Source organism: Fructilactobacillus sp. X2R5C3 (genome assembly GCF_059901325.1).
In genome coordinates this window covers 288,044-304,667 of record NZ_JBWXUY010000001.1, presented here as the reverse complement: position 1 = coordinate 304,667, position 16,624 = coordinate 288,044, and the positions used below count along the sequence as shown (strand labels likewise).

At 36.2% G+C, this 16,624-nt stretch carries 16 protein-coding genes; 2 read left to right on the top strand and 14 right to left on the bottom strand.

Going from position 1 to position 16,624, the window contains the following annotated elements; translation table 11 throughout:
* Positions 1–43: 43 nt before the first annotated feature.
* The 14 genes from AC6UDE_RS01425 to AC6UDE_RS01360 all read right to left on the bottom strand — a co-directional run bounded on the left by AC6UDE_RS01425 (position 44) and on the right by AC6UDE_RS01360 (position 13,621).
* The gene (locus AC6UDE_RS01425) at positions 44–802 is read right to left on the bottom strand and encodes an NADP-dependent (R)-specific alcohol dehydrogenase (RefSeq protein WP_500696395.1); all 759 of its coding nucleotides are present in this window, start codon (positions 800–802) and stop codon (positions 44–46) included.
* A gap of 113 nt (positions 803–915) precedes the next feature.
* Positions 916–1,359 carry an aggregation-promoting factor C-terminal-like domain-containing protein gene (locus tag AC6UDE_RS01420; protein ID WP_500693341.1) on the bottom strand — a complete coding sequence of 148 codons (444 nt, stop codon included), beginning with the start codon at positions 1,357–1,359 and terminating at the stop codon, positions 916–918.
* Positions 1,360–1,491: 132 nt separating this feature from the next.
* Entirely contained in the window at positions 1,492–2,271 is a 780-nt protein-coding gene (locus tag AC6UDE_RS01415) for an SDR family oxidoreductase (RefSeq protein ID WP_500696394.1), read from the bottom strand.
* Between the two features lie 80 nt (positions 2,272–2,351).
* Complete coding sequence (locus tag AC6UDE_RS01410; protein WP_500693339.1) at positions 2,352–3,773, bottom strand: oligosaccharide flippase family protein; 1,422 nt, start codon at positions 3,771–3,773, stop codon at positions 2,352–2,354.
* A gap of 2 nt (positions 3,774–3,775) precedes the next feature.
* The gene (gene glf / locus AC6UDE_RS01405) at positions 3,776–4,891 is read right to left on the bottom strand and encodes a UDP-galactopyranose mutase (protein WP_500696393.1); all 1,116 of its coding nucleotides are present in this window, start codon (positions 4,889–4,891) and stop codon (positions 3,776–3,778) included.
* Complete coding sequence (locus AC6UDE_RS01400) at positions 4,891–6,162, bottom strand: hypothetical protein (RefSeq protein WP_500696392.1); 1,272 nt, start codon at positions 6,160–6,162, stop codon at positions 4,891–4,893. Before AC6UDE_RS01400 ends, glf begins: the two co-directional genes overlap by 1 nt.
* Before the next feature lie 54 nt (positions 6,163–6,216).
* Positions 6,217–7,110 (bottom strand): glycosyltransferase family 2 protein, encoded by an 894-nt coding sequence (locus tag AC6UDE_RS01395; RefSeq protein WP_500696391.1) that lies wholly within the window; start codon positions 7,108–7,110, stop codon positions 6,217–6,219.
* A 9-nt stretch (positions 7,111–7,119) separates the two neighbouring features.
* On the bottom strand, positions 7,120–8,175 hold the full coding sequence (locus AC6UDE_RS01390; protein ID WP_500696390.1) for a glycosyltransferase: 1,056 nt from the start codon (positions 8,173–8,175) through the stop codon (positions 7,120–7,122).
* A 12-nt stretch (positions 8,176–8,187) separates the two neighbouring features.
* Complete coding sequence (locus AC6UDE_RS01385; RefSeq protein ID WP_500696389.1) at positions 8,188–9,246, bottom strand: glycosyltransferase; 1,059 nt, start codon at positions 9,244–9,246, stop codon at positions 8,188–8,190.
* Positions 9,247–9,262: 16 nt separating this feature from the next.
* Positions 9,263–10,099 (bottom strand): GT-D fold domain-containing glycosyltransferase, encoded by an 837-nt coding sequence (locus AC6UDE_RS01380; RefSeq protein WP_500696388.1) that lies wholly within the window; start codon positions 10,097–10,099, stop codon positions 9,263–9,265.
* Between the two features lie 9 nt (positions 10,100–10,108).
* Complete coding sequence (locus tag AC6UDE_RS01375; protein WP_500696387.1) at positions 10,109–11,071, bottom strand: glycosyltransferase family 2 protein; 963 nt, start codon at positions 11,069–11,071, stop codon at positions 10,109–10,111.
* Between the two features lie 15 nt (positions 11,072–11,086).
* Positions 11,087–11,872, bottom strand: coding sequence for a DUF4422 domain-containing protein (locus AC6UDE_RS01370; protein WP_500696386.1), 786 nt, complete (start codon positions 11,870–11,872; stop codon positions 11,087–11,089).
* A gap of 12 nt (positions 11,873–11,884) precedes the next feature.
* Positions 11,885–12,550 carry a sugar transferase gene (locus AC6UDE_RS01365; RefSeq protein ID WP_500693331.1) on the bottom strand — a complete coding sequence of 222 codons (666 nt, stop codon included), beginning with the start codon at positions 12,548–12,550 and terminating at the stop codon, positions 11,885–11,887.
* 93 nt (positions 12,551–12,643) lie between these two features.
* On the bottom strand, positions 12,644–13,621 hold the full coding sequence (locus AC6UDE_RS01360; protein WP_500696385.1) for an LCP family protein: 978 nt from the start codon (positions 13,619–13,621) through the stop codon (positions 12,644–12,646).
* Positions 13,622–13,814: 193 nt separating this feature from the next.
* On the opposite strand from AC6UDE_RS01360, the gene greA reads away from it, so the two are divergent.
* Together greA and AC6UDE_RS01350 are read left to right on the top strand one after the other, a co-directional pair.
* Positions 13,815–14,282 carry a transcription elongation factor GreA gene (gene greA, locus AC6UDE_RS01355; RefSeq protein WP_500696570.1) on the top strand — a complete coding sequence of 156 codons (468 nt, stop codon included), beginning with the start codon at positions 13,815–13,817 and terminating at the stop codon, positions 14,280–14,282.
* A 162-nt stretch (positions 14,283–14,444) separates the two neighbouring features.
* Positions 14,445–16,586, top strand: a complete 2,142-nt coding sequence (locus tag AC6UDE_RS01350; protein ID WP_500693328.1) for an ATP-dependent Clp protease ATP-binding subunit — start codon at positions 14,445–14,447, stop codon at positions 16,584–16,586.
* The last annotated feature ends 38 nt before the right edge of the window (positions 16,587–16,624 follow it).

The following is a 16,624-nucleotide window of genomic DNA, read 5'->3' as shown; positions in this document are numbered from 1 at the left end:
CTATGCACGTAGCATAGTCCTTTCATTCTCGTTTTAATAAATCTTATTGAGCCGTGTATCCACCATCGACCACTAACTCACTACCAGTCGTGAATTCAGATTCATCAGAAGCCAAGTAAACTGCTGCATATGCGATGTCTTCTGGTTTACCTAGGTGTCCCATTGGAGTTTTAGAACGTTGAGACATTGCTTTCGCAAAGTCTGGTTTAACCATTGGAGTTTGAATATATCCAGGATGAACAGAGTTAATCCGAATACCATAATCTTTCAACGCACAATCAAGTGCCGCTGATTTGGACATCATACGAACTGCACCTTTAGAAGCATTGTAAGCGCCTAGGTTAGGATCACCAACTAATCCTTCAATCGACGACATGTTCACAATTGAAGCACCAACACCTTTATTCTTCATTTGTTTGATGCCTTCACGTATCCCGTAAAAGACTCCGTCTAGATCGATGCTTAGAACTTTATGCCACTCTTCGGTTGTAGTATCTTCAATAGACTTACCAAGGGCAATTCCAGCGTTATTAATTAGGGTCGTTACCTGTCCGAAATCTTTTTCGGTTTCTTCAAAGACTTCTGGCCAACGGTCTGGATCAGAAACATCCTGTTTCATGAATTTTACAGTTCCAGGATACTTTTTATCAATCGATTCAACTGCTTCGCGTCCACGATCTTCATTACGTCCAGTAATCGTTACTTTAGCTCCTTCTTTAGCGAACATTTCAGCAATAGCATAGCCAATTCCTAGTGTTCCACCAGTAATGATTGCAACTTTGTTCTTTAATCTGTCTGTCATATTTATCCCTCCATTACTTAGTCATTTACTGACTTAACTGTATCATGAACCCTTATAAACGCACACAAAAAGGCTCATGACTTTCATCATGAGCCTTCCGCGCTAAAACTAATTTAGTACCAGTTATTACTTTCCCAATGCTTCTTAGCATTTTGCCATGAACCATAACGATCATGAACGTAGTTGTCAGCAGTACGTTCTTGATTCTCCTTCGAGTAATCCCCGTGAAGGTAAGTCTTAGTCAATTGATACTTGCCATACACTTGTGGATTAGTTGGATTCTCAGCATGATACTCACCACGTGATTCATGATAAGCAATCCAATTCTTAGCTGTCATCTCTGACGGACTTAATTTCGACACTGAACTTTCTGATTTTATAACTTTGACAGGCTTATTGGCGTGTGGTGCTTTTCGAAATTTGACTAGCTTATTAACGGTGGTGTAGCGCGATGAATCAGCATTAACATTAGCGCGTGAACTATTTGCGACTGCTATGCCCGTGGTAAAAATAGCTGTAACGCTAACTGCTGTAAGAATAATATGTTTCCACTCCATTTTGTTCCTCCTCTCAACAGTCAATACGTTAAGGGGTAGAAATTTCAATAATATTAGTAAAATATTACACGGATGTTAAAAAACATTGCAGAAATCGGGATTTAGTATTATTAATTTTCGCAAGTCATTTTACTATCTTGTATTCATAAATGAAGTGTCATTGAGCTTCCCCAAATCGAGAATGGGCTCCCTTACGTCCTTTCCTTCAGTGCTTTCTGGGGAGATTTTCAAAATGTGACTTTTCAAGATTATCTTGGCAAATTCACATGGAGTAATTAATTTTTCGTTTGTTAAATGATACATCCCATATGGTAAATCACTTTGGATTACAAACAACATAAACTCCGCCAATCTTCTAGTATCGGTTACCTGCATTGGTTGGTTACTAATCTTAATCTCACCACTTTTTAATAATTCATCAACAAATTTACTTCCATTTTCATCATATAGATTGGCCGTTCGAATCGTATAATATTTCGTACTAATTTCTTCGATGGCACGTTCTGCCATGCGTTTCTGCTTACCATACTCACTTATTGGATTGGGAATGTCCGTTATCACATGTGATTTAGAATTATCATTTCCGTCAAACACCCGATTCGTACTGATATGGACTAGCGTTGCATTCACATCTCTAGCGGCTAACGCCACATACTCGGTGCCAAGAAAGTTCACGTTCCTGTTGATGGTTTTACCCGGCTCCCTTTCGACGTTAACAATGTCGGTGTATCCAACGCAATCAAAAACAACTTCTGGTTGATGGATCTGAAAATAATCCGTTACTTGTTTCTGATTAGTTACATCAACTTCTTTTGAAGAAGGTGCCTCAAATTCAATTTGTTTCTTGTTTAATAGGTCTGACAGTGCACTACCTAGCTGACCGGTTGAGCCTAGTACCAATACTTTCCTCATAAAATCACTCCCATAAAAATAACGACGTGATGATCATTAGCTAATAATATTAACTAATAGATTAACACGTCGTTTCTTAATTATCTTTCTTTTATCTTTTTAATAGTAATATTAATAATATTAGGTCTTAAAATCAGTAACATAATGCTATAAATGATTATACCAAGTAAAACTTCAATAATTAAGTGGCTCCACGAGATATGAAGATATAGATTAAGACCGAATACGATAGCAAACATTAAAACTCCTGCAGTTAGATACTTCCAAAAGTCTCTGAATAAGTTTTTAAAACTAATTTCATCCTTAATTGCATATAATTGTACAGCAGTGACACTTGCTTCTGACAGAACTGTTGCAATAGTAGTTCCAATTGCTCCCCATAATAAAATTAAAGGAACGTTGGCAACAATGTTAATAACAGCTCCAATAATAACTGAATAATTGTAGGCCTTGTTTTGGTTGGTAGGAACCAGGTACTGAACTCCAATTGCATTACTCCAGGCAATCATAACCACTACAATAGATTCAATCATCATAAGTGGAATGACTTCTAAGAATCTTTTAGATAAGAATAATGGAACAAATGTTGGTGCAACAGCCGCAATTCCAAATGCAATTGGAATGGATAGCGCCGTAACAAACTCAAAGCTTTGATAAAGATAACCTTTAACCTTCTCATGTTTTCCATGCATAAAGGCATTTGCCACATGGGGAAGCATGACTGTTCCCGTTGCAGTGACAACGGCTAACGATAATTTAACAATCTTATCAGATTGATCAAAGTAACCAGCCGCAGTAACAGAAGTCATTGCTCCCAGCATCGTTTTATTAACCACTAAGTAAATTTGAGTGGCAATCTCAGGAATAAAAAGAACCATTGACGGCCAAAAATGCCTAAACCAGTGGAAATTTTGCCAATCTACTTTCCCTAAATATCCCTTTAAGCTTGGAAATAAAGTCAAATTCCCAATCAACAATGACATCGACAAAATAAATATGTATAGCCATAAGTCATTGTAGGATTTAACAAAAGAAAAAATACTAATAAGAGTTATTATCTTTACAACAAAGTTTCTTAGAACCGTAACTCTAAAATTCTCCACACCCTGGAAAAACCAAGAAATATCAAAAGCTGCCGCAAGCAATGAGAAAGATTGCGCAATATAATAACTATGATAACGATGAACGAGAGCTAAAAAAATAAAAAAGGCGATGTAAGCAATACCAATTGTTACTATTCGCATAAAGAATATTTCATAAAAAGTATTGGTTAGTTTTTGCTTATTGTTTCGCACATACGCAATCTGCCGATTACCGTAAAGTGCGACCCCAACACTTCCAAAAATAATGAAGTATTGGATATTAGCATTAGTATATGAATTAATTCCCACACCCTGTGGGCCTAAAATACGTGCCAAATAAGGTGTGGTTAACAAAGGAACTATTAATATAAATAGTTGATAGGAGGCATTATATAAATAGTTCTTAATTACTTTACCCAAATCTATTCACCAAATTCGTTTTTAACTAATCTCAAAGCTGACATGATGGTCTGATCCATGTTGTAGTAACGATACTGACCTAAACGGCCACCAAAGACAACGTTTGGCGCATCTTTTTCAGCTAATTCTACGTAATTCTTGTACAAAGAACGATTCTTTTTATCATCGATTGGATAGTATGGTTCATCCCCACGATGCCAGGTCTTGGGATATTCGTGAGTGATGACGGTCTTGTGCTTGTTACCCTTACCAAACTCAAAGTGTTTGTGTTCAATAACTCTAGTATAAGGGGTATCAGCATCAGTATAGTTGACTACCGCGTTTCCTTGGTAGTTATCAACGTCTTTCACTTCAGTATCAAACTTCAAGCTACGGTACTCCAGAGCTCCTAATTGATATTCAAAGAATTGGTCAATCATTCCGGTAAAGATGATACGCTTACCAGACTTCAGATACTCATCCTTCTTATCAAAAAAATCAGTGTTAGTTTTAACATCGATTAAGTCGCTAGCAAGCATCTTTTCGATAATTTGAGTGTATCCACCAATTGGAATTCCCTGGTATGGATCACTAAAGTAGTTGTTATCATAAATAAACCGAACTGGAATTCTTCTAATGATAAAGGCTGGTAGATCAGTGGCTTTTCTGCCCCACTGCTTCTCGGTATAGCCTTTTACCAATTTTTCGTACAAGTCAGGACCAACTAGTGAGATAGCCTGTTCTTCCAAGTTAGTGGGCTTATCCGGAATATTAGCATTCCGCTTTTGTTCTTCAATCTTAGCCTTAGCTTCTGCCGGCGTTCTAACTCCCCACAGTTTATTAAAAGTATTCATGTTAAACGGCATGTTATAGATTTCACCGTGGTAGTTGGCAATGGGACTGTTAACGTAGTTGTTAAAATCCGCAAATTGATGCACGTAGTCCCAGATGTCCTTCATCTTGGTATGAAAAATGTGAGCTCCATATTCGTGAACTTGGATGCCCTCTACTTCTTTGGTATAGATATTGCCACCAACGTGATTACGCTTCTCAATCACCTCAACGTGATTGCCGCGTTTAGCAGCTTCGTATGCAAAGGTTGATCCAAATAATCCAGAACCAACAACTAAATAGTCCATTAACCTTCATCCTTTCTAACAACAAGTTCCTTACAGAAAAAGAACATCAACATAAATATCAATAAAGGTGTTTCATTAACAATAGTAAACGTTAGTAACAACAATAATAATAGCATAACGAATATATCTTTTTTATTCCAATTTATTATGCAGCTAACTAAGGGTATAAAGTAAATGCAAAGGAGATAAATACCTCCATATGCAAGTATTTCCATAGTGCCAGAAGAAAATCCAATATTTCCGCCTTTAACTAATCTGGATGGCATCATAAATTCTTTTATAGAATGATAATTACCAATTCCATTCCCAAAAATTGGACTTTTTAAAAATGCTCTAAATCCAGCAACAAAATCATCAGTACGCACACTCACTGAACCTGCAAAGGTCATAAACTTATTTACTAATATTATGGAAACTACAATAACAAAAATCAAAATGACAGTACAAATAACAACATATTTCAGACGAGAAGACATTGACGAAATTAAGCTTTTATGTTTAGACCATTTATAACCTAAATAAGCTATCAAAGATATTAAAACTCCGGTTGTTGATACTGTTGTTAAAATTGTAATAAATAAAACAAAAGCTTTAGGCTTAAAAAATTTCGTATGTTTTAAATAAAATAAATTTAAAATATACGAAACTGTTAATACAAAAGAAAACATTGGAGATTCAGTAAATAACCCAGTATTTCTTACAATATTTAGACCAAATGCCCGAACTGTACCCTGAGTTATAAATTGAAGACCGAAGTATCCATATACATCATGTACACCGTTCCAATTTATTTTAAAGGAAAAGTTTGGCATTATACCCATCTCTGCTGCAATCCAAAAAATCAAAGACAAGACAGCTAGAACAACCGACACATCAACAATTGTATTGATCACAAAGCTTTCTCGATTTAACTTCCAAATGAAATAACATATTAAAAACATTACAATAGGAACTAAATAAAGAGATACTAATATATGAATAGTAGAATAATATCCAGGTGTCCTACTAAAAAATATAAAAATAGTCATTAAAACAATGTAAATCATTGATACTTTCAATGGTAATGAATATTGTGTGAGTTTCCACTTATCATTTATTGACACAAAAATAAAATAACCAGTCAAAATTATTATCCCTGATATAGGAACTATTAATTTTAAAATTCCAGAATGTGGATATCCTGATGAAAAATATATTGTATTACAGCTAAAAATAATAACCGCAATGAATAAGATATCCAATACCCCTAAAAGTTTACTACTGCTCTTCATAGATCTCTTTCCTTTTTAATAAATAAAAATAAAAATCCTTCTCAAATCATTATTTTATTTAACATTCTCAATTAATGGATTAAAGAATAAACCTGCAAAAAATCCTTTAATAAGAATCCAAACTTTTTTAAATTTATGATCTGTTTTTGTGAATAAAATTTCGATAGATACACAAACACGATCAATAAAATACTTAATTACCTTCTTGAATCCAGCCTTCTTACACATAAAGCATCGATTCCGTGTCTCATAATAGTATCTCCCAATTCTTTTATAATCATCTGTAATTATATTAGCACCATTATTAGTTTTGGTATGATGAACAACCTGACTATCCATTACGAAATAAGAGGGGTATTTTTGAGAAACTCTCTGTGAAAACTCTGCATCATCTCCCCAAATGAAGAACTCTTTAATTGGAAGACCACAATTTTCAAGTGCCCTGTTACTTACAAGCATAGAAACAAATGATGCTGCTTTTAGTTCAACAATGTCATCTTCAACTTTGCCATTCCAAACTCCATTTACAGTTGGAACATTCATTAACGCTGGCGATCCATCAGTCCAGACCACATCACTTGCCAAAAATCCAATATCATCGCTCAATAAATCAGTAGTGTTCATTAACTTCCCTAAAGACGAAGACTCAGGATAAGTATCATCATCCATTATCCAATAATAATCGTATGGACCAGATTTATGGGCATACTTTAAACCAGCATTAAACCCACCGGCACCACCAACGTTTTTATTTAAATTTTTTACATGAAGATTTGATTTGGTTTGTTCTAACTGCTTTAAATAATTGCTAGTACCATCATTACTATCATTATTAATAACATAAACATCAGTTACCGGATAATCCTGTTCATAAATCTTCTCCAATGAACCCCTTAGCAAGTCGAGTCTGTTATAAGTAACAAGTACTAAAGCTACCTTCTTATCCATACAATTCTCCTATTTAATAATTTCATTTACATCATTTACAAATCTATTAGCATATTCATTATCATACAAAAAATTAATAGAATCCTTTATCTCTTGCCCACTAAAGTGAACATTATCATCAATAAAACTTTTCAAATATCTTTGAAGTTTTTCATAATCCCCAATATCATATAAATATCCATTCTTGCCTTGTTTAATCATATCATTAGGTCCTGTAGGACAATCTGTTGATATACATGGGATTCCAAAACTTAATGCTTCAGCAAGAACCATAGGAAATCCTTCGTAGTTAGAATTTAGTAATAATACATTGGCTCGATTGATTTTACTCCATGGATCACTTGACCAACCCTTAAAAATAACTTTATTTTTTAAAGATTTACTACTATCAACAAACTTCTCTAGCTTTTCCATATCATTACCACTGCCATATACATCTAGTTCCCAATTGCCAGACGTTTTACTTAAAAGATTGATAAGTGGAAATAAATTCTTTTGATTTTTAGCTTCTAATCTCCCAATATATATGAACTTACATACTTTAGAGTCAGGGACAATGGTCTTTTTTTCTTTTTTAACTGGATTGTAAATTATCTGTATACTTGTTGGATTAACTCCAGCATGGATCATTTCATCTCTTATTCCAGATGAAATAACAAGATGATCATCTGCCATTTTAATCATCCATACCCGTTCTTTTAAACCGTTTTGAATTAAAGCAGTATGAATCCACGAAATAACTTTATACTTTTTTCTAAAAATAATTTTAACGTATTTTGCAAATAAAATTTGAACCGGATTAGTAATTATAAGTGCATCGCCATCATATGTAATAAGAAAATGCAAATATCTCATCAGACACAAAAACTTTGAGGACATATTTGTATAATTAGTCTTCAATCCTTTCAATTTATTTTCAAGATCATGAAATTCGAATCGATTATAGCCAAATAATGAAAGATCTAAGCTCTTAGTGATTAAATTATCATGCATAACATGGTCAATAACCGTTTCTACTCCACCTCTCCCAGATAAAGCGACGACGATTGTTACTTTATTTTTCAAATCAACACACCTCTAGTTAGAAAAGCCTTGTAAAGCTTTAATAAATCTATTTTCATAGTTTTGGGGGTAAGCAAAATCAACTGATTTCTTAATAGTTTCAGGATTAAAAGTTACATTATTGTCAATGATACTATTCAAATCTTGAATCATTGTTCCGTAATCACCTACAGGATATAGAAAACCATTTTTACCATTTATAATCATATCATTTGGTCCTGTTTTACAGTCAGACGAAACACAAGGTATGCCGAAACTCAACGCTTCAGCAATAACCATCGGAAATCCTTCAAAATTAGAATTAAGTAATAGTGCATTGGCATACTTAATTTTTGTCCAGGGATCATTAGTCCAACCTTTAAATGAAATTCTACGTCTTAAATTTGCGTCATTGTTAACATAATCTTCTAATTGGTCTTTTTGTGGACCATCACCGTATATATCAAAAGTCCAATTTCCAGATAATTTATTCATATGTTTAACTAACGGAAGAAGGTTTTTTTGGCTTTCGGTTTCTAAACGACCAACGTATATAAATTTACAAACATTTGGATTAGGAAAAATAGTCCTATTTTTTTCAGACACAGGATTATATATAATCTGAATATTTTTAGGATCTACACCATTTTTAATCAATTCATTTTTAATTCCAGATGAAATCACTAAATGATAATCTGCCATAGCAACTCGCTTGACATTACTTTGAACAGATTTATTTCCTAACGAAAAATGCATCCAAGAAATTATTTTAAAATGCTTATTTAATATTTTTCTAATATAATAAGCAATCATTATCATGGTCTGATTGGTAATTATTAAAGCATCACCACTGAAGTTAATTAAAAAAGATATATATCTAATCGTACATAAGAATTTATTATTTAACTTAGTTTTGCTGATCTTATTAAATCCAGCAGAATCAATAAACTTTTTATATCGAACATTATCAAAAAGAAAAAGGTTTAAATTAAAAGAATCATTTATTTTTTTATCATTGCCGATAAATGACAAAACAGTTTCGGTACCACCATGCCCACTTAAAAAAGAGGCTGCAATAGTAATGTTCTTTTTCATTTTAAATCTCACTTTCTTAATTTTTTACTTCATTAACGGCTTTCCCATCAATCTTGGTTCTTTTTTTATCCCCGTTTAAAAACCAAGTATACTCTACATCAAAGTGGCCGATATCAAGAACCTGTTTGTTTAAAGTTTTAGTCAGGTCATACGAAAGAATGGTCGCCGTTGGTCCCAGTGCAACTAGGACTAAGTCTGGATTTTCTTTTATGATGAGGCCCTTCGATCGCGTGAGGATATCATCATATTGTTCAAAGGCATTGTGACTTGGGCATTCTAGCCTCAAGACCTCACTGGCACTTTCTAACAAATCGTTTCCCCTGCCAAAGTGGGTTTGGTCACCCTCAATTACTAATATCTTTTTATCTGAGACATACTTTTTAAACTCATTAAAAACGTACTTAGCAATGTTCTTATCTTTTAAATCCATATACGGACGTGTCACACTGGTATTATAGTAAATCTTATTTTGGTTTAAATCCTTAAGCCACTCAGAACCATACTTCCCCATTTCACGTTCCCAGTACATGTCAGCGTTCATGATACTTGGATCTCTAAATGCTTGGGGAAGCCCAATCCCATGACCATTAAGATTTGAGTGCAGCACTTCCAAAAGTCGTTTGCTTAATTCTTTTGAATCGCGTTCAAACGATTTCTGCCCCGTCATGTTAATCCATTTAAACTCGCCATCACCAAATCGGCTAAGAGAAATATGATTCCTAGTAATCGCATCGATGGTTTGTTCAATGGACCTAACTTTCAAAGCTTGAAATTGTTTCTTATATTTAATTTGATAGATTGGGATGTAAAGAGCGTCGTTAAACGCCTTATACATAAAAGATTTTAAGTTCAAATCTATTTCTCACTTTCGTTTTGAATACAACTTAATGTAAGTCTTGGGCATCATGAAAGCCAAAATAATTGCAACAACATACTTCTTGCTCAATTCCTTTAAAGCGGACGAACTAATTAAAGACCGCAAGATCAAACGCTGCGATTGAGCGTCCCAATTCGGATTATTTAAGATGTTGCGGTGAACGTAAAACAAGTCAATCCGCGCCTTGAAGCTTCTGAGGTATTTCGCTAATTCTGGGTGGTTTACGATTAATTTATTGACCTTATCAATGTACTCATTACACTTCTTAAGTAAGTCTGGATCATATGTATTCGTAGTTGATCCCTCGTGCTTGTTCAATAAATACATCGGTTGATTGATGTAGCCAATCTGTTCCCAATTAATCGACAACAGGTACTGCAGCACAAATAAACTGTCTTCAAAAAAGTTCTTGTTGCTCATTTTAATCTGATGTTCATCAATAATGGCTTTAACAAAAATCTTATTCCAAAGGCCGACGTCCATTTCTTGGTTCTTAGTCAGGTAATCCCCAAGCAGCTGAGCATCACTAGTAGCATCCTCCATTACAGAATGATCCTCAACCTCGACCCGACCATTAGGAAATTTCTTCTCGATTCCCGCAATTACTAGTTGCCTATCTTGAATCTTCTCACCCATCGTTTGAATGTATCCAGGTAAATATTCATCATCATCATCAGAAAACATGATGTATTTGCCGATCGCATGCTTAAGCCCCTTGTTTCTGGCCTCAGCTTGATACTGACGGTCAGTATAAAAAAGATGGATGCTCTTGTGATGGAGCATCCGTGACTTGATAATATTTACAGTGTCGTCGGAGGATCCATCATCAATAACTAAAAGCTCAAAGCTAAAATCGGTTTTCTGATTGAAAATCGAATCAATGGCGTTCCCAATTGATTTTTCCGAATTAAAACTGGGCATGATAATACTAATGTCATAGTCAGTCATTAATGACTCCTCTTTCTAATAGTGTGTTTCGTCTTTTCCGACGTTACTGGAGAACTTTCGTTTTACAAAGCCCCACGCCTTTTTAACTAAATGACGATCACCGATTTGAATCCAGTTGCATTCGGTATATTTAACGTGATTTTTATTAATCCAAACGTCCATCAAAACTTCGGATAAATAACCGAAGACCCGCGCTTCTTGAACCGAATAATTGGAAATGTCAATTCGTTTTTCGACGTTAAAAAGAATGTTAAAGAGCCATTTACAATAGTCGTCAAAGTAATTTGTTTTCATGATGAACATGTTAAACATGTGGGCTGAACGACTGTGCATGACCTGGTCAAAACTGGCTAAGTAATCGGGATTGATTTCTGAAATGACCTGACGAGTCTCCTCTAACGGCTCTTTGTAGTGAGAGTGCACATAATGCGAATAAATGGTTTCAACGACGTAATAACGTTTTCGTGGCAACACGACTGGAGCCTTTTCTAGCATCTTTTCGGCCTGCTCCTTAGTTAGCACCTTATCAAGCGAACGATCAAGGTGTTTGCTAAAAAGACGACGATAATGAACCAGCCCAATGGCATCGACATCATGTAAGTTCTTCCATGCCCAGTAAACAGCAGTTAGTTCATTGTAATTGGGATTTTTGGCCGAGATGTTGTCACCTTGATTATCCAGTTGAAAACCCTTTTGGCCCTTGTAATTTTTGTCAGCACCAACCAATATTGGTCGGTACAAATCTTGATCTTTTGGCATCGGTGCATCTTTATGGGACGCCACCAAAATTGCAATTTTCATCCTTCAACCTCTTTAATAAGCAGCGTTTGGAACCACCATAATCTGAACCGTCTTGCATATGATCTTCAGATCAAACCAGAAACCACTGTTCATAATGTAGACGATGTCCAAATAAACCATGTCATCAAAACCGACGTTATTTCTCCCCGTCACCTGCCACAAACCAGTACAGCCAGGTTTGACTAACAGTCTCTGGCGATCATAGTCCGTGTATTCGGCCACTTCTTTTGGAAGCGGTGGGCGTGGTCCAACCAGTGACATTTCACCAATCAAGACGTTCACTAACTGAGGCAGTTCGTCCAAACTATACTTTCGAATGAAACGCCCGACCTTGGTAACTCGGGGGTCATCCTTCATCTTAAACATAGCCCCATCAACTTCATTAAATTTTTTAAGTTCAGCTAATTTTTTGTCAGCGTTAGGGATCATCGACCGAAACTTATACATGTTGAAGACGTCCCCATTACAACCAACTCGTTTTTGCGTGTAAAAAACTTTGCCGTGCGAACCATCACACTTGATTAGAATGCTAAGTACTAAGAATAAAGGACTTAGTAAGATAAGCCCAATTAGACTGGCAGTGATGTCAAATATTCTTTTACACGTAAAGTAGACTGGGCGATTCTGGACTTTTTTGGGATCAAGCCAGATCGTCTTTCTCTTTAGGTTCTCTTCCATTCATCATGACTCCCTCATACTTAGTTCTAATTACCCTTTACGCTAAAATGTCCTCCTCATAAACTTAGGAGAACATTTCGTTGCTATTTAAATCTAGTGATAAGCTGCGGTTCCAGTCTTAGCGGCAGGCAAACCTAGATTCTTCCGAATGAAGTTGGTAGTCTGTTGCAATTGACTTTCCGTTGGCACCTGCATTGCTGAGTTCTCAATCATCTGGTTTTCACCCTGAAGATGATTATCAACAAAGTCACCGTGTTCTCGGTAACTAGTAGCAAGTTTCGTCAAATCACTTGAGTCCAAATCAGTCTGACTGGACTTGGCAATTGAACTAATGAAGTCATTATTCATGAGATGTGATACCGAACCACCCTTAGCTGCAATGGCTTGGAGAACCTGACGTTGCCGCATTGTTCTTCCATAGTCACCAGCTGGGTCAGAATATCTCATTCTTGAATAAGAAAGTGCTTCTTTTCCGTCCATCTTAGTTGGTTGACCCTTCTTGAAGTTATAGCCTTCATAACTAAAGGACAACGTTGGTGTGATAGTCACTCCACCTACTTGGTCAACGATTTCCTTTAAGCCACCCATGTTAATTAAGACATAGAAATCAATTGGAACGTTTAACAGTTTTTCAACGGTCTGAATGGCAGTCCCAGCACTTCCGTAAGTGTAAGCGGCATTAATCTTAGATGGTGAATACTGTGGATACCCGGGAATATTAACGGCAGTATCACGTGGGATACTTGTGAGCGTCATTTTCTTGGTCTCTGGATTAAGAGTGGCAACCATTAAAGTATCGGTTCGACCTTTATAATCACGATCAAGAGCACCCGTATCAGTCCCAAGTAATAGGATTGAAATTGGTTTTTTATGATTTAACAGCGCGTCAGTATCTCGTTGTTTCTTGATTCCTGCACTCTTATAAGCTTTGTTAATTTCATTTGATGCAGATTTATACTTGTAAGCACCATATCCTAAAAACGCTAAAACAATCGCTACAATCACGATCACAACTAGAATAATGATGTTACGAGTCTTATGAGATTTCTTCTCCATGTGACGGCTTCTCATATTATTTCTCCTTAGAATAAAATCGATTTTGAATTAATCATAGTGTAATAATATCATAAGCTGCTAACGATGAAAACTTTATAAGGCAATAAGTTACCTTTTGTTACCATTATTTAAACTACACTATGTTAAAATTTGGGCGAAAAAAGGAAAAAGACTGAGGTGAACTAAGTTGGCGACATACTTTAATAAAATGACACGCAACGGCTACAAACAGATTCAAGATGAAATCAAAAAGCTGCAAAAAAATCGTCCGGAAAAAATCCAAGCCTTACACGACGCCGCTGCTCTGGGTGACCGTTCTGAAAACGCGGAGTACAGTACGTCTAAAAGAGAACTCCATCGATTAGAAAGTCGCTTGCGTTATTTTAGAAAACAAGAACAATATGCTGAGATTGTTAGAAAACCTGATAATGACCGAATCGGCATTGGTAGCGAGGTTAAAGTGCAATTTTTAGAAGACGGTGATTTAGATTCCTTCCTTATTGTGGGGAAACAAGAAGCTGAATTCTCTAAATTAGATGAAAACAAAATTTTTTACGATTCTCCACTTGGAAAATCATTACTAGGTCATCATCTTAATGAAACAATTTCAGTAAAAGCCCCTGAAGTAAACTATAAATTAAAAATCTTGCAAATCAGCACCAGTCAAGGGAAATAGTTTGACCAACGTTGACCAAACCCGGTAGATATGAGCTAATTACTATGCATTCAATTCAAAACTGGTATAATTAGAATTGGAACTTGAGATATGTTCCTATTGTTTATCTTATGTAGTTATAAACTCACCAAGTGGTGAAAATAGGAAAGAGGGAAATTGCACATGGCAGACAATTTTGGAAATGATCCATTCGGAAACGGAATGGACGATTTATTTAATAGTCTAATGAATGGAGGAATGGGTCAAAACCCTAATGCTCGTTACGTTGTTAACGGTCACGAACTTACTCCTGAAGAAGTTGAAGCAATGAGAAAATCAGGTCAAATTCCTGGTCGTCGTGGTAGAAACGGCGGAGGCAACAATGCCAAGCAACAAAAGAAAGCTGAAAGTTACTTGGACAAAGTTGGTCGAAACCTAACTGATGAAGCTAAACAAGGTTTACTTGACCCAGTTATTGGACGTGACAAAGAAATCCAAGAAACCGCTGAAATTTTGAGTCGTCGTATCAAAAATAACCCAATTTTAGTTGGTGACGCTGGTGTTGGTAAGACTGCCATCGTTGAAGGTTTAGCTCAAAAGATCGTTAAGGGTGATGTCCCTGGCGCAATCAAAGACAAGCAAATCATTTCAATCGATTTATCTTCTCTTGAAGCCGGTACTCAATACCGTGGTTCATACGAAGAAAATATTCAAAAATTAATCAAAGAAGTTGAAGAACGTAAAAACGTTATCCTATTCTTTGATGAAATTCATCAAATCGTCGGTGCCGGTGCTTCTGGTGACGAATCTGGAAGCAAAGGGTTAGCTGACATGATCAAGCCCGCTTTGAGCCGTGGTGAAATCTCAGTTATTGGTGCCACCACTCAAGACGAATACAGAAACACCATTATGAAAGACTCTGCACTTGCACGTCGTTTCAATGACGTTACTGTTGACGCTCCAAGTAAAGCTACTACCCTTGAAATCTTGAAGGGCATCAAGAAAGCTTACGAAGACCATCATCAAGTTACCTTACCTGACGATGTTTTAAAAGCTGCCGTTGACTACTCAGTTCAATACATCCCTCAACGTTCATTACCTGATAAGGCCATTGACTTGATCGATATGACCGCTGCTCACTTGGCCGCAAAGCACCCTGTTACTGACAAGGTTACCCTTGAAAGTGAATTAAAGGATGCTAAGAAGGAAAAAGAAGACGCAGCTAAAGCTGAAAAGTACGAAGATGCAGCTAAAGCAAAGACTAAGATCGAAGATATCGAAAAGAAGCTTAAGAGTGACGACACTAACACTGACCGTCCTGTTGCAAAGGTATCAGACATTGCTGACTCAGTTGAAAGATTAACTGGTATTCCAGTTTCACAAATGAGTGCTAACGACCTTGAAAGATTGAAGGGTATGGATACTCGTCTTAAGGGCCGTGTCATTGGTCAAGACCAAGCTGTTGACCTAGTTGTTAACGCTATCCGTAGAAACCGTGCCGGTTTTGACGAGGGTAACCGTCCAATTGGTTCATTCTTATTCGTTGGACCTACTGGTGTTGGTAAAACTGAATTAGTTAAGCAATTGGCTAAAGACATGTTCAACGATGAAAACTCAATCATCAGACTTGATATGTCAGAATACCAAGATGTAACTGCTGTATCCAAGATGATTGGTACTTCAGCTGGTTACGTTGGTTACGGTGACAATGGTAATACCCTTACTGAACAAGTAAGAAGAAACCCATACTCAATCGTATTGCTTGATGAAATTGAAAAGGCTAACCCACAAGTAATTACCCTATTACTTCAAGTTATGGACGATGGTCGTTTGACTGATGGTCAAGGTAACGTGGTCGACTTTAAGAACACCGTTATCATTGCTACTTCAAACGCCGGATTCGGAAACGATTCAATGAGCAAGAACAACAAGAAGGACATGTCAATTATGGACCGTTTGGCTCCATACTTCAGACCTGAATTCTTGAACCGATTCAATGCCATTGTTGAGTTCTCACACTTGACTAAGGAAGACTTGAGCAAGATTGTTGACCTAATGATTGGTAACTTAAACGATACCTTAGCTCAAAAAGACATGGAACTTTACGTAACTCCAGATGCTAAGAAATGGTTGATGGACCAAGGTTACGATGAAGCCATGGGTGCTCGTCCATTACGTCGAGTAATCGAACAACAATTAAGAGATAAGATTGCGATGTACTACTTGGATCACCAAGATGTTAAACATCTTAAGGCTGATCTCAGAAAAGACACCATCGAAATCACTAAGAATACTGACAAGACTAAACTTGCTAGTGGTGACTAATTAAGTTAATTATATTTTTAAAAACATCTACCAATTAT